The sequence below is a fragment of the Bdellovibrio sp. ZAP7 genome (assembly GCF_006874645.1).
Taxonomy (GTDB): domain Bacteria; phylum Bdellovibrionota; class Bdellovibrionia; order Bdellovibrionales; family Bdellovibrionaceae; genus Bdellovibrio.
The window spans coordinates 522,688-544,614 of sequence record NZ_CP030082.1 but is presented as its reverse complement, the minus strand read 5'-3'; the positions used below and the strand labels follow the sequence as shown (position 1 = coordinate 544,614).

General features: G+C 45.1%; 22 protein-coding genes. 5 read left to right on the top strand and 17 right to left on the bottom strand.

The genetic code is table 11. The annotated features are described in order from the left end of the window. Positions 1-121 precede the first annotated feature (121 nt). From DOM22_RS02740 to DOM22_RS02725, 4 genes are all read left to right on the top strand, one after another. Positions 122-1,294 (top strand): hypothetical protein, encoded by a 1,173-nt coding sequence (locus DOM22_RS02740; RefSeq protein ID WP_142698914.1) that lies wholly within the window; start codon positions 122-124, stop codon positions 1,292-1,294. After that, positions 1,276-2,610 (top strand): hypothetical protein, encoded by a 1,335-nt coding sequence (locus tag DOM22_RS02735; protein ID WP_142698913.1) that lies wholly within the window; start codon positions 1,276-1,278, stop codon positions 2,608-2,610. The genes DOM22_RS02740 and DOM22_RS02735 overlap by 19 nt, the downstream gene beginning before the upstream one ends. Positions 2,611-2,764: 154 nt before the next feature. Beyond that, entirely contained in the window at positions 2,765-3,220 is a 456-nt protein-coding gene (locus DOM22_RS02730) for a hypothetical protein (RefSeq protein ID WP_142698912.1), read from the top strand. A 114-nt stretch (positions 3,221-3,334) separates the two neighbouring features. Next, the gene (locus DOM22_RS02725) at positions 3,335-3,826 is read left to right on the top strand and encodes a hypothetical protein (protein ID WP_168196535.1); all 492 of its coding nucleotides are present in this window, start codon (positions 3,335-3,337) and stop codon (positions 3,824-3,826) included. 57 nt (positions 3,827-3,883) lie between these two features. Here the strand turns inward: DOM22_RS02725 and DOM22_RS02720 are convergent, their stop codons facing one another. The 15 genes from DOM22_RS02720 to DOM22_RS02650 all read right to left on the bottom strand — a co-directional run bounded on the left by DOM22_RS02720 (position 3,884) and on the right by DOM22_RS02650 (position 17,878). Beyond that, complete coding sequence (locus DOM22_RS02720; protein ID WP_142698910.1) at positions 3,884-5,086, bottom strand: pyridoxal phosphate-dependent aminotransferase; 1,203 nt, start codon at positions 5,084-5,086, stop codon at positions 3,884-3,886. A gap of 11 nt (positions 5,087-5,097) precedes the next feature. Next, a complete protein-coding gene (gene coaD, locus DOM22_RS02715; RefSeq protein ID WP_246845822.1) occupies positions 5,098-5,583 on the bottom strand; it encodes a pantetheine-phosphate adenylyltransferase in 486 nt (161 codons plus the stop codon). Further along, positions 5,573-6,166, bottom strand: coding sequence for a 16S rRNA (guanine(966)-N(2))-methyltransferase RsmD (gene rsmD, locus DOM22_RS02710; protein WP_142698909.1), 594 nt, complete (start codon positions 6,164-6,166; stop codon positions 5,573-5,575). The genes coaD and rsmD overlap by 11 nt, the downstream gene beginning before the upstream one ends. Continuing rightward, positions 6,163-6,516, bottom strand: coding sequence for a response regulator (locus tag DOM22_RS02705; protein ID WP_142698908.1), 354 nt, complete (start codon positions 6,514-6,516; stop codon positions 6,163-6,165). The genes rsmD and DOM22_RS02705 overlap by 4 nt, the downstream gene beginning before the upstream one ends. Positions 6,517-6,527: 11 nt before the next feature. Continuing rightward, positions 6,528-8,528, bottom strand: a complete 2,001-nt coding sequence (locus DOM22_RS02700; protein ID WP_142698907.1) for an ATP-binding protein — start codon at positions 8,526-8,528, stop codon at positions 6,528-6,530. Beyond that, on the bottom strand, positions 8,449-9,132 hold the full coding sequence (locus DOM22_RS02695; RefSeq protein WP_142698906.1) for a hypothetical protein: 684 nt from the start codon (positions 9,130-9,132) through the stop codon (positions 8,449-8,451). The genes DOM22_RS02700 and DOM22_RS02695 overlap by 80 nt, the downstream gene beginning before the upstream one ends. Beyond that, a complete protein-coding gene (locus tag DOM22_RS02690; protein ID WP_142698905.1) occupies positions 9,119-10,579 on the bottom strand; it encodes a glycosyltransferase family 9 protein in 1,461 nt (486 codons plus the stop codon). Before DOM22_RS02690 ends, DOM22_RS02695 begins: the two co-directional genes overlap by 14 nt. Positions 10,580-10,635: 56 nt before the next feature. After that, the gene (locus tag DOM22_RS02685; RefSeq protein WP_142698904.1) at positions 10,636-12,210 is read right to left on the bottom strand and encodes a glycosyltransferase family 9 protein; all 1,575 of its coding nucleotides are present in this window, start codon (positions 12,208-12,210) and stop codon (positions 10,636-10,638) included. A 1-nt stretch (position 12,211) separates the two neighbouring features. Beyond that, entirely contained in the window at positions 12,212-12,823 is a 612-nt protein-coding gene (locus DOM22_RS02680; RefSeq protein ID WP_168196534.1) for a hypothetical protein, read from the bottom strand. A gap of 1 nt (position 12,824) precedes the next feature. Further along, on the bottom strand, positions 12,825-13,880 hold the full coding sequence (locus DOM22_RS02675) for a lipopolysaccharide assembly protein LapB (protein ID WP_246845821.1): 1,056 nt from the start codon (positions 13,878-13,880) through the stop codon (positions 12,825-12,827). 144 nt (positions 13,881-14,024) lie between these two features. Continuing rightward, positions 14,025-14,450, bottom strand: coding sequence for a hypothetical protein (locus DOM22_RS02670; protein WP_142698902.1), 426 nt, complete (start codon positions 14,448-14,450; stop codon positions 14,025-14,027). Positions 14,451-14,466: 16 nt separating this feature from the next. Continuing rightward, positions 14,467-14,871, bottom strand: a complete 405-nt coding sequence (gene fliS / locus DOM22_RS02665; protein WP_142698901.1) for a flagellar export chaperone FliS — start codon at positions 14,869-14,871, stop codon at positions 14,467-14,469. Between the two features lie 53 nt (positions 14,872-14,924). Further along, positions 14,925-16,295, bottom strand: coding sequence for a flagellar filament capping protein FliD (gene fliD, locus DOM22_RS02660; RefSeq protein ID WP_142698900.1), 1,371 nt, complete (start codon positions 16,293-16,295; stop codon positions 14,925-14,927). A 209-nt stretch (positions 16,296-16,504) separates the two neighbouring features. Continuing rightward, positions 16,505-16,879 (bottom strand): hypothetical protein, encoded by a 375-nt coding sequence (locus DOM22_RS02655; protein WP_142698899.1) that lies wholly within the window; start codon positions 16,877-16,879, stop codon positions 16,505-16,507. Positions 16,880-17,044: 165 nt separating this feature from the next. After that, positions 17,045-17,878 carry a flagellin gene (locus DOM22_RS02650; protein WP_142698898.1) on the bottom strand — a complete coding sequence of 278 codons (834 nt, stop codon included), beginning with the start codon at positions 17,876-17,878 and terminating at the stop codon, positions 17,045-17,047. A gap of 633 nt (positions 17,879-18,511) precedes the next feature. Here DOM22_RS02650 and DOM22_RS02645 point away from each other — a divergent pair. Beyond that, a complete protein-coding gene (locus DOM22_RS02645; protein WP_142698897.1) occupies positions 18,512-19,081 on the top strand; it encodes a transposase in 570 nt (189 codons plus the stop codon). Between the two features lie 592 nt (positions 19,082-19,673). Here DOM22_RS02645 and DOM22_RS02635 read toward each other — a convergent pair. Together DOM22_RS02635 and DOM22_RS02630 are read right to left on the bottom strand one after the other, a co-directional pair. After that, positions 19,674-20,501: a flagellin gene (locus DOM22_RS02635; RefSeq protein ID WP_142698895.1), complete on the bottom strand. Its 828-nt coding sequence runs from the start codon at positions 20,499-20,501 to the stop codon at positions 19,674-19,676. A gap of 476 nt (positions 20,502-20,977) precedes the next feature. Then, positions 20,978-21,745: a 3D domain-containing protein gene (locus DOM22_RS02630; protein WP_142702078.1), complete on the bottom strand. Its 768-nt coding sequence runs from the start codon at positions 21,743-21,745 to the stop codon at positions 20,978-20,980. Positions 21,746-21,927 lie beyond the last annotated feature (182 nt).

Here is a 21,927-nt window from a genome sequence, read left to right as displayed (position 1 = left end):
TGGCTGTATCAAAATGAGACCGTTCAAACTTTATTCGGGTGGTACGCCTAAAATGACACTCGGCCAGTCTATTCTTCATAATTCGTTCCCGGCGGGCCTTTGACTTGCACTATGAAAGTTTATGATTTCTGCAAAACTTTTTCTAGCTACGATGGCGGCCTTAAGCGGTCTAATTATTGGCAAAAACCAGCTGCCTTATGACGTCGTGACGATCGAAGCAGCAAAGTATCCGGTATATCAAGCTCTAGTCGATGCCAGCTATAAAAAGATTTTCTCGGTGCCACAGGCGAACGAGATCTGCAGGCAATTTAATGAATCCCACGCGGAAAGCTTTCAGGCCGCCCTTGGAGCCAGCCGCGCAACAGTTGATGAAATTATCAAGAACTGCCAAAGAAAAAATACGACCCCTAAAGATCAAGTTATATCTTACGCAAACACGCAAGTTATCTTTGTGATTACAGATCAGGTCGATGACTTTGAAAGCTGGACAGAACCTCACGGGAACACGTATCTCTTTTTTAAAAAGATTTCCGAAATTACTGAGCCGGCGGTTGTCGCAAGACTGGCTCACGAGACTGCAATTAAGTTTGATATAACATCTAATTTAATTAATGAGATGCTGTTTGATGGTCGGTATACAGGTTCCAAGCTGTACTCCACAGACGACGGCACGTCCTATCAGATTAAATATCAGAGCACATGTCGATCCTGGAGTCTGCTGGCAAATCCTTTGTTCTATTTCAATTTTGCGGCTGAAAGAGCTAGATTTTTCGAAGCTGAGGTGATGCGCTACCTCTATGGCATGAACATTCGTGCGAATTCTCAAACAACATGTACTGGTCGTTTCCTAGAAAATCTTCCGACCATCTATCGTATGACGGATGCTATGTACCGTCCCAAAGGCAAACTATCTGGCGGCATGGACACTTCATCTGTGGCAGATGGAATGCTACCAGCTAGTTGCCCGAAGATTTCAAAAGAGACGACGGGTCAGATGGTTTATAAAAACCTTCAAGAACTCCGCAAATCGACGCTTACGGTGAATAATCACAAGATCGGATTTTGCCAGTTTCTTTCCGTTCCTCACTGGGGTTTGCCGCGAGTTCTGGGAAATCGCGGTCCAAGTCCGCGCATTGGTGGAGGCTGGTCGCCGGAAACCAATGAGATCCGCGAAATTATATTGACGAACCCAAAGGATCCACAGACTCCAGCTAAAATTGATGAATTGGTAAATAGAATTAAAGAAATTCAAAAAGAAACCCTACGGAAGGAATCGTGGACTCAGCAGCAGTAACAACAATTCAGTTCGAGGAAGCCTTTCAGAAACGAGATCTTGAAAAGCTCGCTTATTTACTCTCGCAAGCCTCTGCGACGACCGGAGTATCGCGCGCAGAAGTCGCTTATTATCAAGCCAAGTTGAGTTTAATCAAGGGCGATCTTAAAAAATCATTTTCAGAGCTTAAAAATATCGTCCACAATTTCGGCGCCACACTTCCTGTCTTAAGCGATCTGACAGCGGTTTCTTTTTTGGCTCACGATGTTCTTGCCTTTGGCGAGTACAGTCAAAAGCTAGAATTAGAATTTATTAAAAATAGAAATTCCTTGGACACTGATGTTCTGCTTAGAACGCTGATCTTTATTGGTAAGATAAAGGAATTGCAGGCTGATGTATGTTCTGCTTTGAACTATTTCAACGACGCCTCCGTACTAGGCGCTGGCGGACCTTTCCAAGAAAAAGCCCTCGCCCAGATCGTGCGACTTAGTTCATTTATGGGAACAAATAATGGCGAATCTGCTAAGATCTATAATGTTCTTTCAAGCGGTCTTCGTGTAGGGACAGAGTCTGATTTTGACGTTATTCATGCCCTTATTATTCTTGAGATCCGGTTGTTGGGTGTCGAGATTGTCGAAAAGCGCATTTTAAATCTCATCGAGAGCAACCTTTCACCAGTCGACTTAAGGCAGCTTGTTTGTCACTTCCTAGAGGAGGCAATGATTCTTGAGAAAAGTCCATCAACGAAATTGTTGCAATGCCTTTCATCAAAACTCCAATTCAGTCAGATTAATGCCTATGAAAATGCGGTGTTTTCGCAATTCTTCAATATCGGAAAAGTGGAGGTTGTACCTGTGGCGGGGACCCTGGATGAACTCAAGCGAATCATTTATGAAATTCAGGATGCTCCTCAGGGTCCTTTGCAAACTCAACTGCGTAAACAGTTTTTATTCAAAGCTTCATCTTTGCCACAAGACTCGCAAAAGGTCCTTTTGGATAAATGGAGTCAATGCTTAAAGAGCAGTATCTCTGAAAGCATTTCAGTTATCCATGGTGATGTGATGATCGGCTCCAATAGATACGCGGGGAAAAATGCAAAGCTCTTGCTGGATATTCTGACGCAATTTCTCAAAGAAAAGACGGATCAGCTGGCTTCAGAAAAAGTCGTCGCTAATTTATTTGGTGACTTGAATTATGACGATTCCCAATATCATCGTTTAAGAATGGCGGTCTCAAGACTGAATAAAGAGCTTCAACAACATCACGGCCTTATTCAAACATTCAAAGTTCGCTATACCACCTTGGAAATCCAGGTAAGTCTTAATAAAAGCGTCTAATTTTTGGTCATATCGGTAAAACGACCAGGGTTCGCCTGAGCTTAAATCTTGTTCACCATTGTTCATTATTAAAATTCAAAATTTATTTTAAAAATCTCTTCATAACTTAAGCAGTCGCCTCAAGCGATGCGAACAATAATGGAGAAATATAATAATGAAAACAATGATCGCACTTTCAATACTTTTGCTTTCTAGCGCGTCTTTTGCGAAGTCCTATGAAGGATTGGCCACCATCACGTTACAACGTGATGTCGCAGCCCAAACACCTGACAGTGGTGGTAGGTACATTGATGGAATTACCATGGGGAAGCCGGAATGCGTGGCCTATTTTACAATGTCTCACCCATTTAGCTTAAAAAAAGGTACGAGATTGCAAGTCCTCTATCGAGCGAACGAGAAAGAGGTTTGGGCGGACGGAGATAGTGTCACCAATATTCCGACAAATGGTTATACAATGATTGCGATGTCCTACGAAATGGCGGACGGATACTATCTTCTCGGATCAGCTAGCTGCAATACATCGAAGACTCTGTTCCCAAGACGAGGCCTTCCGACTTTGAATAAGCTATTAGAAAAAGCATCACCTCTCTTCACGATCGAATTGCAATAGTCGCTGGCACTCAGCTGATGTCGATATAATGAAAAGTGAAAATTAATTTTAGATTTATAGTTAATAATTAAGAGCTCTTAACAACTAATAAAGGAACCGAAGATGAAGTATTTAATGTTTTTGCTAATTTCTGTAGGATTCGTTGGTTACACACACGCTGCCGTCAAAGGTAGTACCCCTCAAGATCAAATCTTGATGAACCCCGACTCGATGAGAGCTATCAATCTGGAAGGTGTTTCAGTATACTACCAAAACGAAAATAGAAACGTATTTCCCTACCAGGTGAAAGAAATCACTGCTTCTTATGAGTTGCTACAAAGCCTTATCGAACAAACAGACGATGATGTAATTCTCTCTAAAGTATATAGAGGCGAAAGTAACTCATTTAAAGATATCTATGTTTATGTAAGCCTGAATACAGTACGCCCGGGAAGTCCTTTTAAGATCAACTTCGTTTATATAAATCAATCAGGCCGTGTGTCTTCGGTGACTATGAGTATCGATTCAGCTTCAACGGGCGAACTGAATTTAAGCCATGGTCCTTCTGACTCGAAAGACTATTTGTATGCAAGACCAGGTGCAGGAAACACTTTTTTCCCGTATTGATCGAATAAAAATCGAAACCCGCTGACATACTGTACAGCGGGTTTTTTATTATCTCGTCTAAACCAGTTTAGAAACAAACTCTTTCATGCGAATCACAGCGCGCTTCATTGTTTCTTCGGAAACGGCGAAGCTTAAGCGCATATAGCCATCCAGGCCGCATTCCACGCCCGGAACGGTGGCGACAAAGAATTTATCCAGCAAAATATCGCAGAAATCTTTTGATGTGCGGATCAGCTGGTCTTCATAGGTTTTACCCAGAACAGATTTAATATCGACCCAGAAATAGAAAGCGCCATCCGGTTCAGAAACTTTGAATCCTGGAACAGATCGCAACTCTGCAAGGCCCGCATTTTTACGCGCTGTTAGTTTCGTGACCACTTTTTCAATATCGGCTTCACAGTGCTCTATAGCCTTCATAGCCGCGTGTTGAGAGATACTTGAAGGTGAACCCGTCGCCTGGCTTTGATAGTCCGCCATGGCAGTAATCAGTTTCTCGGGACCTGCGGCCCACCCAATTCTCCAGCCGGTCATGGAATAGGCCTTAGAGCCCCCATTGACAGCCAACGTGCGATCCTTCAGATCTGGAGCCACTTGCAGAATGTGCGGAGCGACTTTGCCACCGTCGAAAACCAAGCGGTTGTACATATCATCAGAAATGATTGCGACCTGGGGATGCTTTCTAAGAACTTCTGCCAGGGCTTTCAATTCATCCGCGGTATATAGCAAGCTTGTGGGATTGCTTGGAGAGCAAAACAGCAACGCTTTGGTTTTAGCATTGATTGCGCTTTCAAGTTGCGCCGGAGTGATTTTGTAATTTTCTTGCTCCCCACACTCGATAATGCGGGGCACGCCGTCTGCCAGCTCCACCATCATCGGGTAACTGACCCAGTAAGGTGCGCCGATGATAACCTCGTCACCCGGAGAGCAAAGCATTTGAAGTGCCGCAAAGATAATAAACTTTGCGCCCGAAGCCACCGTAATTTCTTTGGTGGAGTAGGCTTGATCAATCTCAAATTTATATTTTTTTGCGATCGTCTGGCGCAATTCGATGGTGCCATTGGCAGCCGTGTACTTGGTTATGTTTTTTTCAATAGCTTCGATCCCGGCTTTGCTGGGAACTTCAAAAGTCGGCCAATCCGGCTCCCCCACTGTCAGAGAAATCACATCGTGCCCCTGAGCCGCAAGTTCCTTGGCTTTCGCAACCAGAAACAAGGTTGGAGAAGTCTTTAGATTTTGGGAGCGCTTTGAAAGTTGCAACATACAACGACGTCCTACTTTTTAAGTTTTTTTGTGATCGCCTCTTTAACTACGTCAGGAACAAAACCGTTTAATTCTCCACCATTGACTGCAAGCTCTTTCACGCCACGTGAAGAGATGTAGTAATACTCCGGACTTGCAAACATCAAAAGAGTTTCAATTTCTGGTGCGATCTTTTTATTAATCTGCGCCATCGTTAATTCATATTCGAAGTCCACAACCGCACGTAGACCACGAATGATCACTTGGGCTTTGTTCCTTTTCATATAATCAATGGTCAAGCCTTCAAAAAAATCGACTTTGACGTTTTTTAAATGCGCCAAAGATTTTTCGATCAGTTCTTTTCTTTCTTGAGCTGTGAACATGGATTGCTTCTGATTCGATTGGGCCACCAGAATCACCACTTCAGAGTACAGCGGCGCCACACGGTTGATAATATCCACGTGGCCCATTGTGATCGGATCAAAGCTGCCGGGATATACTGCAATATTACTCGCCACTGGATTCCCCTTCTGCGGAGTCTTGTTCCATCGCGCTTTCGTGACAGAACATGCTTAGAATTTTATCTCCGTAGTCCTTCTTGCTAAAGCGCACCAACTGACCATAACGATCTTCCATACGTTCTTTGGCTTGAGATTCAATCGCCATCACGGTGTTAGTGCCAAACGCCGCACTTGTGCTGGCTGCCTCAACAACGGAATGGGCCATCTTTTCCGTAAATGGAGGATCTGCAAAAATAATATCAAAAGGCTCTCCTGCGTATGATTTTAAAAACGCAAGAACGTCCATGCTGACCACTTTGTAATTGCTGGCTGGAACTTTAAGTTTTTCAAAGTTTTGGCGAGCAATTGCTAACGATTTAGGATTTTTTTCTACAAAGGTACAAAAACGGGCATCACGAGAAAGGGCTTCAATCCCTAAGTTACCTGTTCCACAAAAAAGGTCGGCGACATTGGCGCCTTCAATTTGAAACTGAAGTTTATTGAACAACGTTTCTTTTACGCGATCCGTGGTCGGACGAATATGATCCGCCTTGAATGCCACCAGTTGGTGCCCACGATACTTACCCGCAATAATTCTCATGACAGTAAATCCTCGGCCATTTTCACAACGGCAAAAATATCTTCGAAAGGTTTCGGAACAAACATTTCAGCTCCCATCTGCAAAGCTGTTTCCATGTTATGTTCTCCGGCAAAAGCAGACATTAAAATCACCTTACCAGAACGGTCTGTGCCGATTTCCTTTAAAACTTCCGGGCCTGTCAGGCCAGGCATCAATACATCCAGAAATACCAGATCCGGTGTGGACTTCCTCCACTGTTCAAGGCCTTCGTTGCCATTTTCAGCTTCAACGACCTCATGCCCTTTCGCACGAAAAGCGCGGGACAAAGAACGACGGACTAAAGCTTCATCATCAACAATCAGTACCTTCACAAACAAAATCCTTACTTACATGGCAAAGTAATCACGAAACGAGCACCGTTAGGTTGCACCGAATTGAGCGTGATACTGCCCCCAAATTTCTCGATGACCGACTTAGACATACTTAACCCAAGACCGGTTCCATGTCCTTCTTTTTTTGTCGTGAAGAACGGCTCAAAAATGCGCTTTTGAATATCCTCTGGCACGCCTGGCCCCGTGTCCTCAATTTCTAGAACCACCTGATTTCCCGAGTGGTAAGAGTTGAGTTTAAGACGACCTGGATCCTTCATCGCCTGACACGCGTTATTAACCAGGTTGAAGACCACCTGTTGAATCAAGTGTGGCTCAACGTGCACAGTTTTATCCACAGTTTGCAGTGTGACTTCCAGGCGATGGGTGCGCAGAGCGGATTTCAACATCGGCAGAGTTCTTTCGACGATTTCGTCGACGGAAATATCCTCTGCGGGTTGATCTTCTCCTTTAGAAAAATCCAAAAGGTTTTTAATAATACGCTGCGAACGAGCCGCGGCTTTTTCGATCTCGACCAAATCTGAATAGAGGTTGGTTTTTTTGTCTGCCTCTTGCAGCAGAACCTGCGTCAATGAACGCAGACCCGTCAGAGGGTTATTCAACTCATGAGCGATATTCCCGGCCAGCATCCCGATCGCTCCCATTTTTTCATTCTGCAACATGCGTAAGTAAAGTTCGCGGGACTGAGTGATGTCTACGTATTGATTTACAACATTTGTGGCCTTGCCACCGTTATCCAAGACCACGGGATAGCTGTGAACCTGGTAAATGCGATTATCGACCTGGATTTGTCCTACGTGCGACTGCCCATCAGCCAAAGCCTGCGCTGCGGGAGACCCCTCAATCGCTTGGCGCTTGTCAGGAAATCTATCCGAGAATTTTTTGTTAGCGCGAATCACACTGTGATCCATGTCCATGATAGCGATAGGGTCTCTCATGCCATCGAAGGTTTTTTCCCAGCGATATGAAAACGCAGAAAGCTGACTGTCCAAAAGAACACGGTCCAAGGTCATCCCCAACGGGCGCATACGATCGGTCATGAACTCCACAAAAGGCGGCATCTCTTTATCGTTCAAGGAGTTTTCAACACAAAGAATCGCCTCACCATTTCCACCCATCAGATGGTTGGTCAAACGCAGCTCCAACGGAACGACATAGGTTTTAGCAAAGGGACGACCAAAATGATTTGCCAGATGGCGAATCAAATCTGCTGACGGCACTTGCGCATTTTTGGGGAATTCAAAATGAGTGGAGGACTCGGACTGAGTCATCGTCCCCAACTGAAAACTGATAAAGTGAGTCTTTGCGTTGTCGGTGCGATACACCAGAATGGGGTCCCCAATTTTATGAAACTTACGAAGCTCTTTACGAATGATTCCCAGAACATCTTCAAACGAGTTTTGATTCGCCAGATCTTTAATCAGACGGACCAGATTTCGTTCACGGTTCAGTTTATCGGTTTCCTCTTTGTGAGACATTTCGATAAATTGCGTGCGCTCGTCAACCAAGCCTTCCAAGGAATGCGTCAAGGCTTCCAGTTCTTTATTTTGCGAAGACGATTCCTTTAACAAAAGAGATCGCGAAAGATAAGTGGAGTGTTTTTCCAGAGCATCTTCAAGCTGCTGCCAGATTTCTCGTTCCGCCAATGGCCAGCGGATAAATCTATAGACTTGAGCTTGATTGATACCCTTACGAACTTTTTCCTCATTTAATTCGTTAGAAATATAAAAGCGCGGCGCCATGGGTTGCAGGTGGCGTGCTTGAACCAAAAGTTCAAAAGCCTCCGCGCCCCCTTCGTCCTGGACTAAGATCGAGGAAAATTTCTGATTTTGCAAAAGCGAACGGGCTTCCTGAAAAGAAGCCCGTAAGACGATCTCGACTTCCCGTTTTTGAAACGGAAAGAATTGCGGCAGCCTAATTGGCGATACGTTTCCAACCCACAGGATTGGATCTATCTTGTTCGGATTTGAAATTTGATCCGTTGATGTCCCCATTGAGCGCCTTCTCCAAGTACTGCAAGTGTTCTTTCCACATTTGCAGTACATTGTTTAAATCATACTCCAGGACATCCGCTAAAAGAACAAAATCCTTATTTTCCATAGCACCAAGTGCTTCAGTAACGGTCTTTTTACTTTGCTCTTCCGCGATAGCCCAGTTAACTGGACTTGCCACAAGGTAACGGTCGCCCACCAAAACTTTCAAAGACATCACGCTATCGATCAAATATTCACAATTTGATACCAGATCATGAATTGGTTTTAGCAAACCACTCAAACCTTGAGCGCGCATACGCTTGGATAAGTTTTCAGTTTTTCCCATAAGCTCTGGCAGGGAATCGATCCATGCACGCAAAACATCCAACACCAGATCGTTGCTGTTTTCCGTCATGTACTCAAGTGTTTCCACATCCTTCAGGGAAACCGAGCCAAAGCGCGCTTCGTCAGATTCCTTGATTTCCATGCCATTAACGATAAATCTGCAGACAACTGCATTGGTATCGCGAAGGTCATTTTCAATATCAGCGAAAACTTTGGAAAGATTCGTGTCACCTTGATAAAAATTGCGAAGATCTTCGCCCGATACTTTATAGCGTTCCATCTTTGGCCTCCACTGTCGTGACTTTCTCGTCACGAGGAACATAAACACGAAGATGGCGTTTAAAACGCTCATGAACACTCAAAGTTGCAGCTACGATCTCTTCTTGCGTGCCTGGCGCCACACGGATTTTTTCCGCATGATACCAGTCAATCATAGGACGCAACTCCGGTACGATCCGGCTAATGGACTTAATAACATCTTCGCCACCGTCGATAAATGGCGCGACGGCTTCCACACCTTTTTCATGAATCAAAGCAAATTGGCTCATCATGAAGTCATTGATTTCATCCAGTTTCATGGCGCCTTCAATGATTTCAATACGTTCCGCGACGGGGAATTGGCCACCCAAATACAGGGCTTGAACCAAGTTCCAGGCGAACTCTTTCTCCGCCGATTCAACCTTGGCATAACTTGCCAGGCCGCCCGTGCGCATGATCAGTTCTGGATCTGCGTTGCCTTCCAAAAGCTGAGCGATGATTTCACCGATACGCTCTGGAACGACATCCTGACCTTCTTCGACTCGGTAAATTAAGCCCAAAGTCGCTTTAGGACCGGTTTCCCAGAAATTCACATTTCCGATACTGATGTTCAATGTCGGAGTATCCGTTAATGAAGCCATATGAATTGGAGCGCTGTCGCAACCGATAAGCAATTCAGAACGCTTAAGAACTGTGAACAATTCATTCATCCGTGTTTTGCCAACCAGATTGGTAATCGCTGCATTTGGAGCGGCCGCGACGATTTCGTTCGCGATTTCCACTTCATTTGGCGCACCGATCAAAACGATAGGCATTCCTTGATAACGGCGATTGAAGTAATCAATGCCGCGTCCCCAAGCATCCGCTGTCAGGGCTTTGTGCTTTTCACTCGCACCAACGTGAACCGTTAAATACAACGGGGGCAACTCAAAATTCAATTCCGGCAATTGCGGCGCTTCCCAGTCTTGTTCGGTATATTCGGTACCGATCATCGATGCAAAGATATCAGCCACGTGCACGCGATTGGGTTTACCGATTCCAACTTGCGCATAGAAATAAGCACTGACTTCATCTGCCGCGCAGAAAAAGCCGTCTCTGAAGCGCGTATATCCCAACACTGTCGTGTGAGGCATCGTCAAAGCGTGAGTCAAATAGCTCGAAAACGGTGAAAACGTCAGATTGATAATCTGATCGTAGTTTTCCGCACGAACTTCTTCGACAAATTCTTCCATGCGATTCAGTGATTCTTCTAAGTTGGCATTTTCATTAACCAACGGCATCAGAATATGTCCGCTTGGCAAGGTCAGATGCTTATCGATAGCAGTTAAACCCTCAACCGCACCTTCAAAACGTGGACGAGTCAAAAAATGGATCTCGGCATCAGGATTCATGCGGCGAACCGCGCGAATCGCCGGCCAAGACATATAGATATCACCTAATCTAGCGAGCTGCTGAATGAGAATTTTCATCTTTAATCTGTTCCTTCGCTAGTTCTGCAACGAGTTTGATTGTTTCAGCTTCTTGGTTATATGGCTGCGTCTTCACGATCTCTTTGTAAGCTTCTTCCAGCCTCTTCAAAGCCATCGATAGATAATTGTCCAATTCCTGCTGCATAATAGGCCCCTTCCTTGAGAACTATTTCTAAAGAGTGAATGAACTGACCTCGCGACTGCAAAAGTTCGCGAACTTCCGCAAGAGCTGCCTGCATTTTCTCATGAAATTGCAACGTGCTGGAAAAGCGAGTCATCAGATTTTCAACGATGGACTGGAAATACCCAGCCGCATCTTTTTTGGATTTAATAATATCTTGAGCCGTCAGGATAAATTCGCCTATATCCTGGCTTTTCAATTGAGTCTTTGCCGCAATCTCCTTACGGGATGGGAAAGACGATTCCAAAGCCTGCAACCAAGTGTCGTATTGAGCTTGCAGCTTGCGCGCGTCCGCTAACACCTGACTCAAATTTGCTTTAGGGAATGTTTCAGAGAATTGAAGAGCGGTGCTGGCATAGCTTAAAACGTGAGACTGCGAGCCCCCATCAAGCTGCAAAGACCACGAAGTTCTTTCGATATCGCGGATCGAGACCGTGGATACCGAAGCCTTTTTACTTAATTTATCCCAAACGGCTGCAAAAACCTGATCCACAGTGATCTGTTCCGCGCAAATTTGTGATTTTTGCGAACAAGCCTGAGAATGCGAACAAGGAGCACACGGCACCTGCGCACTGACTATTTCAGTCGCTGCAGAATAAGCGGCGGTTTTTGTCCAGTCACTGCTACCCAATACGATCTCAACAGTTGGCACTCCTAATTGAGATGCCAAATGCTTGATGCTGGTATCACCCGTCACTAATAGACAAGACTGCTTCAACATTTCCTGGGCACCCAGCAAATCGCAAGCGATCAGATCTGAGTCCGTAAAATAGGCCTTAAGAGATTCTTTTTCAAAGGGAGCGCAAAGAACCTTCACCTTATAGTCTACCAGTGAAGATTCGATGGTCTCTTTAAGTTTTTTAAAATTATTCAAGCCCCAGTTCTTTTTCGTATCACTTGTCAGACACTGAAACAGAACCTGTTTGGATTTCGTTGCTGGCATTGCCGCGGCTTTTTGTACTGGAAGATCGAAAGACTTTCCTAAAAGCTCCACATAATGAAACAACGACGGCTGAACACCCGAAAAACGGTCATTGAAATAGCGAAGCCAAGGATTTTCCAATCCTTGGAATTTTCCTTCAAAATGATGAAGACCTTTTTTCATCGGTACTTGCAAAGCCCCCAACAAATAGGCGCTGAGCTTATTGTGGGTAAAGTTTAAAACTTGCTGATAGTTTTCATTATTTAAAGTCTGAACCAGTTGATCCAACTGGTGATGAGACCACAAGATATTAAAAGACGCCTCGCCCAGGCCACGTTGTAACGAGTCCCGGTCGAAATAGTGATAATTATCAACCAAACCCGTCAGCAATCCCTCAACATGAGAAAACTGACGATTGATCAACAAATGGATTTGCGCCTGGGGATTCTTTTCACGCAACGCCTTTAAAAGAGGCTGCTGCTGAATAATATCTCCCAGACGTAAAAGCGAGACGACCAGTATCTTCATTCTATTTTACCAATTCTCCCAGCATACGAAAGATTTGCTTCTTTTCTTCTGCTACCTGGGAACCCTCAACTACCGGCAAGATATCCTTGATCGACAGAAGAGTTGTGTTTTGGAAGTACAAAGACTTCATGTTCATTTGCAAATCTTGCAGGTGGTATTTCACGGCTTCTACCGTACGACCCGTCAAGTGACCAAAAAACTCAGAGAACAGATCCATCTGCTCGCCCCAAGATTCTCTGAAAGACACCACGTAAGCGCGAGTCGCAACCACATCTGCATAAATATCGTTTTTCATCAAATCCTGAACATTATCAGCAATCACGATTTGCACGCGCTCAGCCAACTCGGGAAATTGAGATCTGAAAACTGGAATCAATGAATCACGGGAATCAACGACTGTGATTTGCACGTCATGATCCAAGTCCGCCAGGGCTTCAATATGAAAGCCTGAACCCAAACCTATCACCACAACATGAGAAGAAGGAATCGGACCCAAAGAGTAAGTCCATTTTAAAGCTTCTTCACGAGGTTGAGTGATGTTCGCTAGTGGCGTACCCGCCTCGAAGGAAATAAGAGACGACTCATGGTTTTCAGAGAAAGTGATCATGGACATTTTATGCTGCCTTTACTGAGGGTGTGATTTTCTTTTTCAGATTTCTTACTTCGCGGTGATCCGGGTTCCACAAAAGAACACGCTCGATCTCAAGCAATGCTTGATCCATTTGGCTTGCCGTGCAGAACAAATTGATCAAAACCAAAGACATGTCTTCGTCTTGCTCTACCTGTGCCAGATATTCTTCCAAAGCTTCGATGGCTTTTTGCAGCTGGCGATCACGCAGCCCCCAATTGGCAGCCAAGTGAACCGCGGTACGGTTTTTCTTATTGATATCCAAGGCGGCGTCGATATTCGCCCACGCCAGTTCTGTGTCACCGAACTGGTGATGAACCATCGCTAAGCCTACCCACGCTTTGTCATTTTGAGGATTGATCTCAACGGCTTTACGGAAGCAGTACAAAGATTTATCAAAATCCCCACGTTGCACTTCCAAAGTTCCGAAGTTCACCAACAACACATCTGACGTTGTATTAATAGTATAAGCTTTATTGTAGTACTCCTCTGCGCCGTCGAAGTCGCCCTGACGAACATAGATATTACCCATATTTTTATAAACTTCGAAAAGCTGATCGTCTTCTTCAGTCAATACTGACAAAGCTTCAAAGTATTTTTCCAAAGCTTGTTCATCACGGCCCATTCTATATAGAGCGTGAGCCAACCAAGCCAGGCTTTCAAAGCCGTAGTCCACTTTGTTCCAGGCATTCAGTGCCACCAAGGCTTCATCATGCTTACCGATTTTCTCGAGGCAACGAGACAACATGCTCAGTGTCGCAGAATTTTTTGAATCGATGTTACACGCTTGGCGCAACAGATTCAGAGCAAGGTTGTACTCACCATGTTTGCTAAGTACATCCGCATTCTGCAGATACTTGGAAACACGTGGGTCGGTATTCGTTTGTGGTTTGTTATTTGTGGTTTCTGATTCAAAGTCAGCGAGTGCTTGCACAGAATCGAAATAGACTCTTCCAGAACTTTCCTGAAAGTTCTCAACTGAAGTATTCACTTCGGTATTTTCACTGGACTTTTGAACGAACTGATTTTCCAACATCTGCATGGATCTCCTCCGAAGAAACAGAAGAGCAACACAGATGCCAAGGCTAAAGATGCGATTATTTCAAGTTGAGGCAAGTTCAGCTCAGGAGTTTGACTCCCAGACCGTCCTTGCCGTCAGCTTTTTGTCGGGAAAAAATTGCCTAGTCTAGGCTTCTTCGTCCAAACGCTGGGTGAAGATCTTGGATTTATAGCCACCAATTGCTTTACGGTTGCGACGAACATCCTGTAACTCGCGGATGATGGAGTTTTTTGCCATCTCGATGCAAGCCAACACTTGGATATCTTGCTCGATAATGCGAGATACGTATTCGTCCTTAATCGTTAAAGCTTCTTTGATCTGCTGGCGATCGCCCTGCACCATTACAGTATCAGCGCTCATTTCGTTCTGAGCTCTGTCGATTTGCGAGTCTACATATTTAAGAACATCCAGAATTTTCTCACGCGTTTGATAAAAGCTCTGCAAGTTGTCGAACAAACCTTGCGCGAAGTTCGCAAGTTCAACCTCGTTCAATGAATAGAACTTTTCGAGGTAATGATTTTTTTCGTTCAACAGGCTGATGATTCTGGTCACGTTACCCTCCATGGTATTAACCCGCTTTCTTTCCGTCGTCTGATTCTTTTTTGAGTTTTTCTACGGCTTGCACCCAGCCATCATACAAAGTATTTAGCAACTTCAAGTTCGCATGAAGTGGTGCTGCATCTCCGCTGATGTTTGCTTTGGTGTATTGTTCCATCATGAACATATAAAGTTGTTCCAGCTGGTTTGCCACATCGCCACCGACTTTATGATCAAGAGTGTTGTTCAATTCCATGATGATATCGAAGGCTCTACCGATATTCTGCCCACGATCCGCGATCTTTTTCTCTTCAATGGCTTTAACGGCAAGTTTGGTAAACTTGATAGCACCCTCATAAAGCATCAAAAGGATCTTTTCCTTGCTGGCACTTTGCACCGAAGTCTGTTTGTATTTCTGATACGCGTTCTTATTCATCGTTTCCTCTTTAGTTCCTGACCGTTCAACGTTCACTTAACTTATTAAACTAACTATCCACCCTGGCGGGCCATCGCGGCGAACTTCGCCTGCTGAGCTTGCATCTCTGACATCTTAGTTTCCAGGTTGGCAAACTTCTGACGAAGTCCATCTTCCTTTTTCTCTAGCTGTCGTTCTTTGTTATCGATACGCTGATCAATTTGTTTGATCTGCGACTCGAGTCCCCTTTTACGGTTGGCCAAGCCACCGTACTCACCGTTCGTTAAACTTTGAACGGTCTGCTTAATCACATTGGCAAAACCTGTTTTAAAGCCGTCACCGCGGAAAAACGCAGCAACTCCCACCGGATTTGAATTCAATACTTTGTTGAACTTATCCTGGTTCAACTCCAGCATCCCGTTTCGGTTGAACGTGATACCCATCTCATTGATCTGGCGAATAGGTGATTCCACCCCTTGCACCGGATTCAAAATCGCACTACGCAACGAGCTTTCAATCGTTCTTAAAAGTCCATCACCACCGAGCGGTCCCAGCTTAGGATTTCCACCCTTATCACCACCCTGAAGCTGATGCTGCTTTTGGATAAAACCTAAAGCCGCATTGTAGGCATCAACGAAACCTTTTACTTTGCCACCAATCGCTTCCAGGTTTTCCTTCACCGTCATGTGAATCGTTTTACCTGGAGCTGCAGATTTCAAATCCAGAACCACGCCTGGAATCAAATCTTTGGCTTTATTTTCTGGAAGCTCGATTTCAAAGCCGTCAACTTTCACTTTCGCATTCTTAGAAGCGCGGGACTGCTCAAAGTACATGTCCTGATCGCCATCCAAGAGATAGATTTTTGGGAATGTCACCTGGTGGTCATCACCAGTGGCCATCCCTGAAATCAAAAGTTTAAACGGGTTCTCTTTGTCTTTACGATCTTCAAGAACCTGAGCTTTCAAGCCCACATCAGCGTTATTAATCTGATTCGCGGCACCTTCCAGAGTCGAATTCTTCCCCGTGATGTAAACTTCTTTAGTGCCTTCGGGCGTTTCAAACTTTATATATCCCGTACCAATTTGCGTCTCATTTTTATCAGGAAAGCCGTTGGAAATAGCTGCTGGCTTTTCCGCAAGCGAAACCACTTCAACCGAGTACTCACCTGGTACCGCGTTATTCGGATCAAGCTGACCGTCCACAACAGACGTATCGCTTGAAATAAATTTCTTATCCGCAAAACCGCGTACATTCGTCAGATCGGAAAGGTTTTTATTAATATCCAAAACCTTGCTCTCGAGATCTTTGACAAGCTTAAGCTTCTCATCTTTCTCGGTCTTCTTAGTTTCCATCTGCTTCACAGGAATACGCTCAGCTTCCATTAGCTGCTCGACGATATTTGGTGGTAGCCCAGAGGCCATGCCTGTAATTCGTATTCCTGCCATGAAACAATCGTCTCAAATTCATACAGTGAACGTGAGTCAATTAAATGTCCGTCGAAAGGCCTAGTGGCAGCGGATTTGAAGCTCTGTTGCAATATAAGCGGGATAAATTTTGACATCCCCCTCTAGAGCTGGACCAGAAGCTGGGAATCAAATGCTATTCGGATTTAAAATTATGAAGAGATCGCAAAGCCGATGGCTTTAATGTCTAGTTAAGCGGAACGCTTTAGCAGTTGTCCTCGAGGAGAATCATCGGATGGAAGAGTCCACAATTCTGCTTCAGGAATACGACGGATCAAAGTACCGAGATTGTCTCTGACCATAACGAAATTCTCCCCGCCGATATCTTCAAGTTCCACCGTCCATCGGTGCTCCTTGAAAGCAGGAAGTTTACGCAGATGTTCCATCGAAGCTTCAAGTTGCTCCTCTGACATCGGCGGTCTCTGTTCTTGTTGTTGCTGTTGGTAGGATTCTTGCCCGTTGGCGTCTCGATCGTGGGCACTGTCGGATTGAATCGCCCGGCCAGTTCGGTCTATTGACTTCACATCGCTTGGCTGAATGTTGGGAATCAATCCTTTGATATTCATGAGGATCTTATCGGCATTTTTTGACTAAACTTAAACAGCTGGACTATAGGCTATCCCCAAGTCCCCTCTCTAAGTACCCCAGGGAAAATTATCATAAAACTTTCCCTGGGTAGGTTGGTACCGGGAGAGCACGGAGGCGCTCTCCCAGATTCAAACTTTTATTTATTAGCCAATTAGTTTCAAAGCTGCGCCTGGCATTTGGTTCGCCTGAGCAAGAACACTCGTGTTAGCTTGTAGCAACACTTGGTTTTTTGCTTGGTCAGCAGTCGCTGAAGCGATATCTGTATCACGGATACGAGAGTTCGCTGCAGAGATATTTTCGTGTTGAACACCCAAGTTGTCGACTGTTGAAGTCAGACGATTTTGAAGGGCACCAAGATTTGCACGGAAACCATTCACTTTAGTTTGTGCGCTGTCGATTTTCTCAAGAGCTTCTTGAGCACCAGCTTTAGAGCTGAAATCGAAACCGTCAATACCTAGTGAAGCTGTCGTTGCGTCTGTCTCACCTGCATTGAAGGAGATACGGTCCGCAAAGTCATCATTACCGATACCTACTTGGAAGTCATACTTGTCGCCAGAACCATCAAGTAGTTTAGTAGTACCAAATTTAGTTGATTGAGTGATACGTTGAGACTCAGCTTTCAATTGTTGAACCTCTTTATCAAGGAAGCCACGCTCTGTATCCCCGATAGTATCAGAAGAAGCCTGGATACCCAACTCACGCATACGAGTTAAGATATTTGATACTTCAGACAAACCACCCTCAGCAGTTTGCACCATTGAGATACCATCATTCGCATTTCGTTGTGCTTGGCTGTAAGATCTGATTTGCGACTTCATACCTTCAGAGATTGCCAAGCCGGCAGCATCATCTGCAGCTTTGTTGATGCGCGATCCAGAAGACAATTGCTCCATGGATTTACCGATAACACGTTGAGAACCTTGTAGAGTTCTTTGTGCATTTACCGCTGCGATATTAGTTGAAATTCTCATTCCCATTTGGGACCCCCATAAAATTTGGCCGCCTTATACCTACTTAGGCTGACCGGTTTAACACGTCGGGACTCTACGTTGGTCTCGGTACCCTGCAATCGAGTTTTCGTCAGGCAGTCACACCCTTCGAAGCTCTCAAGTACTTTCGACTTCGGTATCGTCGTTGCTTCTGACATACCTTTCGGCGAGGTCTGGAAAGGCTTTAGTCGCGTCCTGCAAAACTAGACCATCATCCAGCTTCAACTGGACCTTCGTATTGAAATCTGGGCCTTTTGCTTGGTTTTTCCAGGCCCTTGGTCTGGGTTTTTTCTGGATCACACAAACGTCCTTCAGACCTTGGATAAGGAAAATGATCCCAAAACAATAGATATAGGGTGATGAAGCACTTCAAGACTAATGATCTGTGAATAGAAAATACAAAAAAGAAAGCCCCAGACAAAAGCACATCAACGGTCAAATGAAGCAATGACATGTATTTCAGAGGGAAAAGCACGGATTTAGATGGAACAAAAAGAAGAGTGATGAAGGGTATCGGTCATACGTGATTCGGACGTGCGTGGCTACTACAGTCTGCTCAAGGAGTTTCTAACCCTCACCTGGCATTTGCATCGACACCCCTTGAACTCGGGGGTATCGGTCATGAAGCAACAATCATTTCTATCAGCAAAAACAAACTGGAAACATCACCACTGCCACGGAGGCGAACTAAGAAAAGAAGCAAAGGGCAGAACAGCTCGACCTCTTTCCACCAAAGATCCTATTCATTTAGTGCTGAAAATAAATAAATCCGCAGTCACAGGCGGCCTTCGCAATCCACATATATTTAGATTGATGAATGTACTTATTAAAAGGTACGCATTGAAGTTCTTCGTGAAGGTCGAACAGTATTCTATCCAAAATGACCACGTTCATTTGCTGATCCGAGGCACCCGAAGATCGAAACTACAAAGTTTCTTTAGAGTCCTTCCCGGTCAGTTCGCTCAGAACATGACCGATACCCCTAACGAAAGAAGCGAGATCAAAGGAAAGATCTGGAAGCATCGTCCGTTCACCCGAATCGTTAAAGGATTCAAGGGCTATCAAATAGTAAGAGATTACATCCAGCTGAACGAGTGCGAAGCCAACGGCCGCCCCTACTCCGAAAATCGACTAAGAGGAATGAGCCAAGAACAAATCAAAGAACTCTGGGAATATAAGAAGAAACCATGACCGATACCCTTCCGGCAGACAGTGAACATCGATTCATACAACAAACCACCGGCCAACAAAACAGGCGTAGAACCGAGAACCGAGAACCGAGAACCAGAACCGAGAACCGAGAACCGAGAACCGAGAACCGAGAACCGAGAACCAGAACCGAGAACCAGAACCAGAACCAGAACCAGAACCAGAAGCGAGAAGCGAGAAGCGAGAGGCGAGAGGCGAGAGGCGAGAGGCGAGAAAATCCTAAAGAGCGAGCGACGAAGGCGCAAGCCAGGAGATGTTCGAAACTTGCCCAGGCGAATCAAAAGTGTTCGAGTGCAAGGCGGAGGTGTCGAGCTGCCACGTAGGCGTACTCCAAGTACGCCGGAGAGCAAGCTCGGCGCCGACAACGCAGCAATCGGGCACTTTTCATTCGCCCGCCGTGACTAGCAAGTAAGCCCGCCAAACGAAAAAACCCACGAAGACCTTGCGGTCCTCGTGGGCGGGCTGTAATTGAAGTAGTTTTTGTGGGCGACTACTCCAGAGGGAGATTTATCCCGGAGTCCCCCTCGCAACTTGAAGGAACTTTTAAATTATATAAACGAGGTACTACTTACTGTTAGCCAACTAGTTTCATTGCTACGTTTGGTAGCTGATTGGCCTGCGCCAGAACTGATACCGCCGTGTTTTGCAGAATGTTGGCAGATGCCATTTCTGATGTTTCTTTCGCGATATCGGTGTCACGGATACGAGAGTTCGCTGAAGACAAATTCTCATAAGAAATATCTAAGTTACTTACTGTGGATTCCAGTCGTGACTGGGTCGCACCGAAGCCGGCGCGCATTTCACTGACTTTCACCAGAGCTTTATCGATATCCTCGAGTGAAGAACGGGCTCCACTTTTCGAATCCATATCGATTCCATCGATACCGAGATTACTTGCAGAAGCATCGGCATCAAAGGTTACTTTAATCATATTATCATCTCCGGCATTGGGACCGACTTGGAACTCCAGCTCACCGCCAGATCCATCGAGAAGTTTACGATTACCAAACGTTGTCGTTTTGGCAATACGATCGGCCTCTTGGAGAAGTTGTTGGGTCTCTTTATTTAGGAATCCACGCTCTGTTTCACCGATAGTATCAGAAGCGGATTGAACTCCTAGCTCGCGCAAACGAATCAGGATATTTGAGATCTCGTTCAGACCACCCTCACCTACTTGCGCAAAGGAAATCGCATTGTTCGCGTTGTTTCTCGCGGCAGCAATACCTTTTAACTGTCCTTTGAAGTTTTCTGAGATCGCCAGACCCGCGGCGTCGTCAGCAGCATTTACGATACGGGAACCTGAAGCAAGAGCCTGAGCAGAGTGCTCAGTTCTTTTTTGTTGCGTGGACAATACACGCTGAGCAGCGATAGACGCTGTATTTGTCGCAATTCTTAAGCCCATTACATTCCTCCTCGGGATATGTTTGGATCATAAGACGCTGTTTTTTTGAGGGATAAAGATTGCACTGTGGTCGCACCACTTACCTGCAGAACACCTTTGAACCCGACAACGTACTATGATCGATTGTTTGTTTCGTTCAAAAAACTTTAAATTTTAAATACAAATATTTTTAAGTTGGAGCAGGTCTCCCGCAGCATGGGTGACTGACCATGTTTGCAGGAGACTTTGTCCGGGAGATCTTTTTTGAGGAGAGGTCCGCGGAAGCCCTAACGTGTTACGAATAACTTATCGACGAAGGTCTAGGAAACTTTAGACCTAGGTCTAGGATTTTTTTAGGGACCACGCAAAGTGCCTGATTTTATTGGCTATTGGTTAAGAATTTTTTTTCGACAAAGGTCCAGGAACACCTAGACCTAGGTAGGTAAATGTCTATAAAACTCAAATGCTTATGTTACGCAAAACCACAGAAGCTTTAGTTACTCATGATCAGAATCTGAGGTCTTTGTGCGGGAGAGAGTTGAGATCGTCTCAAGAGCCCGAATGACAACAACGTTTTTTAAACCAGGATATCCCCGACGTTCTCGAGTGGCCGCCGCTTCTTCAGGAGTCGCCAGTCGATAATCGAAGCGCGCATAGGGATCGCCGAAACCTAAACGAGCAATGATGTTGTCTTTGTCCGCATGATTATAAAAACCGGTAAAGAAATCAAATCTTCCCTGCCCCAAGATCCGTGCACCACGATCACGAATTACGACGTATCCATCATGAGTACTGCCATCGGGCATCGGCGCACCCACCAGGCGTGGCACAAAAACCACATCTCCCACTTTGTAAATCGAAAGATCTGCAGCGATCGTATAGTAGGGATCTAAACAAGTGGAATTCACACCATAGCCGAAAGGACATCTGCGCAGGTCCACTTCCACAAAACGTGGGATGTCTTTGACTCGTGAATGATAGTTAAACGATCTGACACTGCCTGCTTTATCAACAAAGCATGAGCCCTCAATCAAACAACGATCAAAATCCTTGGAGCAAATCGTGGTCAAAATTTTTCCTTCAGGTGTTAGCATATCTTTCAACTGCTCTTGAGTGCACTTGGCGGCATCAAAATGAACTGTGGGTTTAAAATAAATGGTTGGTGACAGAAGTTCTGCATCGCCCTCCATGACCTTCGTTTGGGCACAAGCCGAGAAGTGAAGGATAAACACCATAGTGCTTAGTAATTTACCTGCAGGTTTCATTTTCACGGTGCCTCCTCGCCCAATGATTATTTAGTAATAACCATACTTGCCCAAAATTTCACTTCCGTAGACAAAAGACAAATTACTATCTGAGAACGTTTTGTCTGCAGTGGCAAAATTGGGATGCGTCATCCCCGTTACAAAAATCTAACAACCATAGAAAAACGACCTGTTTTCAGAGG

Excerpts from the sequence above, each read along its gene's own strand:
- DOM22_RS02740 (WP_142698914.1), top strand. The coding sequence starts at position 122 with ATGATTTCTGCAAAACTTTTTCTAGCTACGATGGCGGCCTTAAGCGGT.
- DOM22_RS02730 (WP_142698912.1), top strand. The coding sequence starts at position 2,765 with ATGAAAACAATGATCGCACTTTCAATACTTTTGCTTTCTAGCGCGTCT.
- DOM22_RS02725 (WP_168196535.1), top strand. The coding sequence starts at position 3,335 with ATGTTTTTGCTAATTTCTGTAGGATTCGTTGGTTACACACACGCTGCC.
- DOM22_RS02720 (WP_142698910.1), bottom strand. The coding sequence starts at position 5,086 with ATGTTGCAACTTTCAAAGCGCTCCCAAAATCTAAAGACTTCTCCAACC.
- rsmD (WP_142698909.1), bottom strand. The coding sequence starts at position 6,166 with ATGAGAATTATTGCGGGTAAGTATCGTGGGCACCAACTGGTGGCATTC.
- DOM22_RS02700 (WP_142698907.1), bottom strand. The coding sequence starts at position 8,528 with ATGGGGACATCAACGGATCAAATTTCAAATCCGAACAAGATAGATCCA.
- DOM22_RS02695 (WP_142698906.1), bottom strand. The coding sequence starts at position 9,132 with ATGGAACGCTATAAAGTATCGGGCGAAGATCTTCGCAATTTTTATCAA.
- DOM22_RS02690 (WP_142698905.1), bottom strand. The coding sequence starts at position 10,579 with ATGAAAATTCTCATTCAGCAGCTCGCTAGATTAGGTGATATCTATATG.
- DOM22_RS02685 (WP_142698904.1), bottom strand. The coding sequence starts at position 12,210 with ATGAAGATACTGGTCGTCTCGCTTTTACGTCTGGGAGATATTATTCAG.
- DOM22_RS02680 (WP_168196534.1), bottom strand. The coding sequence starts at position 12,823 with ATGTCCATGATCACTTTCTCTGAAAACCATGAGTCGTCTCTTATTTCC.
- DOM22_RS02675 (WP_246845821.1), bottom strand. The coding sequence starts at position 13,880 with ATGCAGATGTTGGAAAATCAGTTCGTTCAAAAGTCCAGTGAAAATACC.
- fliS (WP_142698901.1), bottom strand. The coding sequence starts at position 14,871 with ATGAATAAGAACGCGTATCAGAAATACAAACAGACTTCGGTGCAAAGT.
- fliD (WP_142698900.1), bottom strand. The coding sequence starts at position 16,295 with ATGGCAGGAATACGAATTACAGGCATGGCCTCTGGGCTACCACCAAAT.
- DOM22_RS02655 (WP_142698899.1), bottom strand. The coding sequence starts at position 16,879 with ATGAATATCAAAGGATTGATTCCCAACATTCAGCCAAGCGATGTGAAG.
- DOM22_RS02650 (WP_142698898.1), bottom strand. The coding sequence starts at position 17,878 with ATGGGAATGAGAATTTCAACTAATATCGCAGCGGTAAATGCACAAAGA.
- DOM22_RS02645 (WP_142698897.1), top strand. The coding sequence starts at position 18,512 with ATGAAGCAACAATCATTTCTATCAGCAAAAACAAACTGGAAACATCAC.
- DOM22_RS02635 (WP_142698895.1), bottom strand. The coding sequence starts at position 20,501 with ATGGGCTTAAGAATTGCGACAAATACAGCGTCTATCGCTGCTCAGCGT.
- DOM22_RS02630 (WP_142702078.1), bottom strand. The coding sequence starts at position 21,745 with ATGAAACCTGCAGGTAAATTACTAAGCACTATGGTGTTTATCCTTCAC.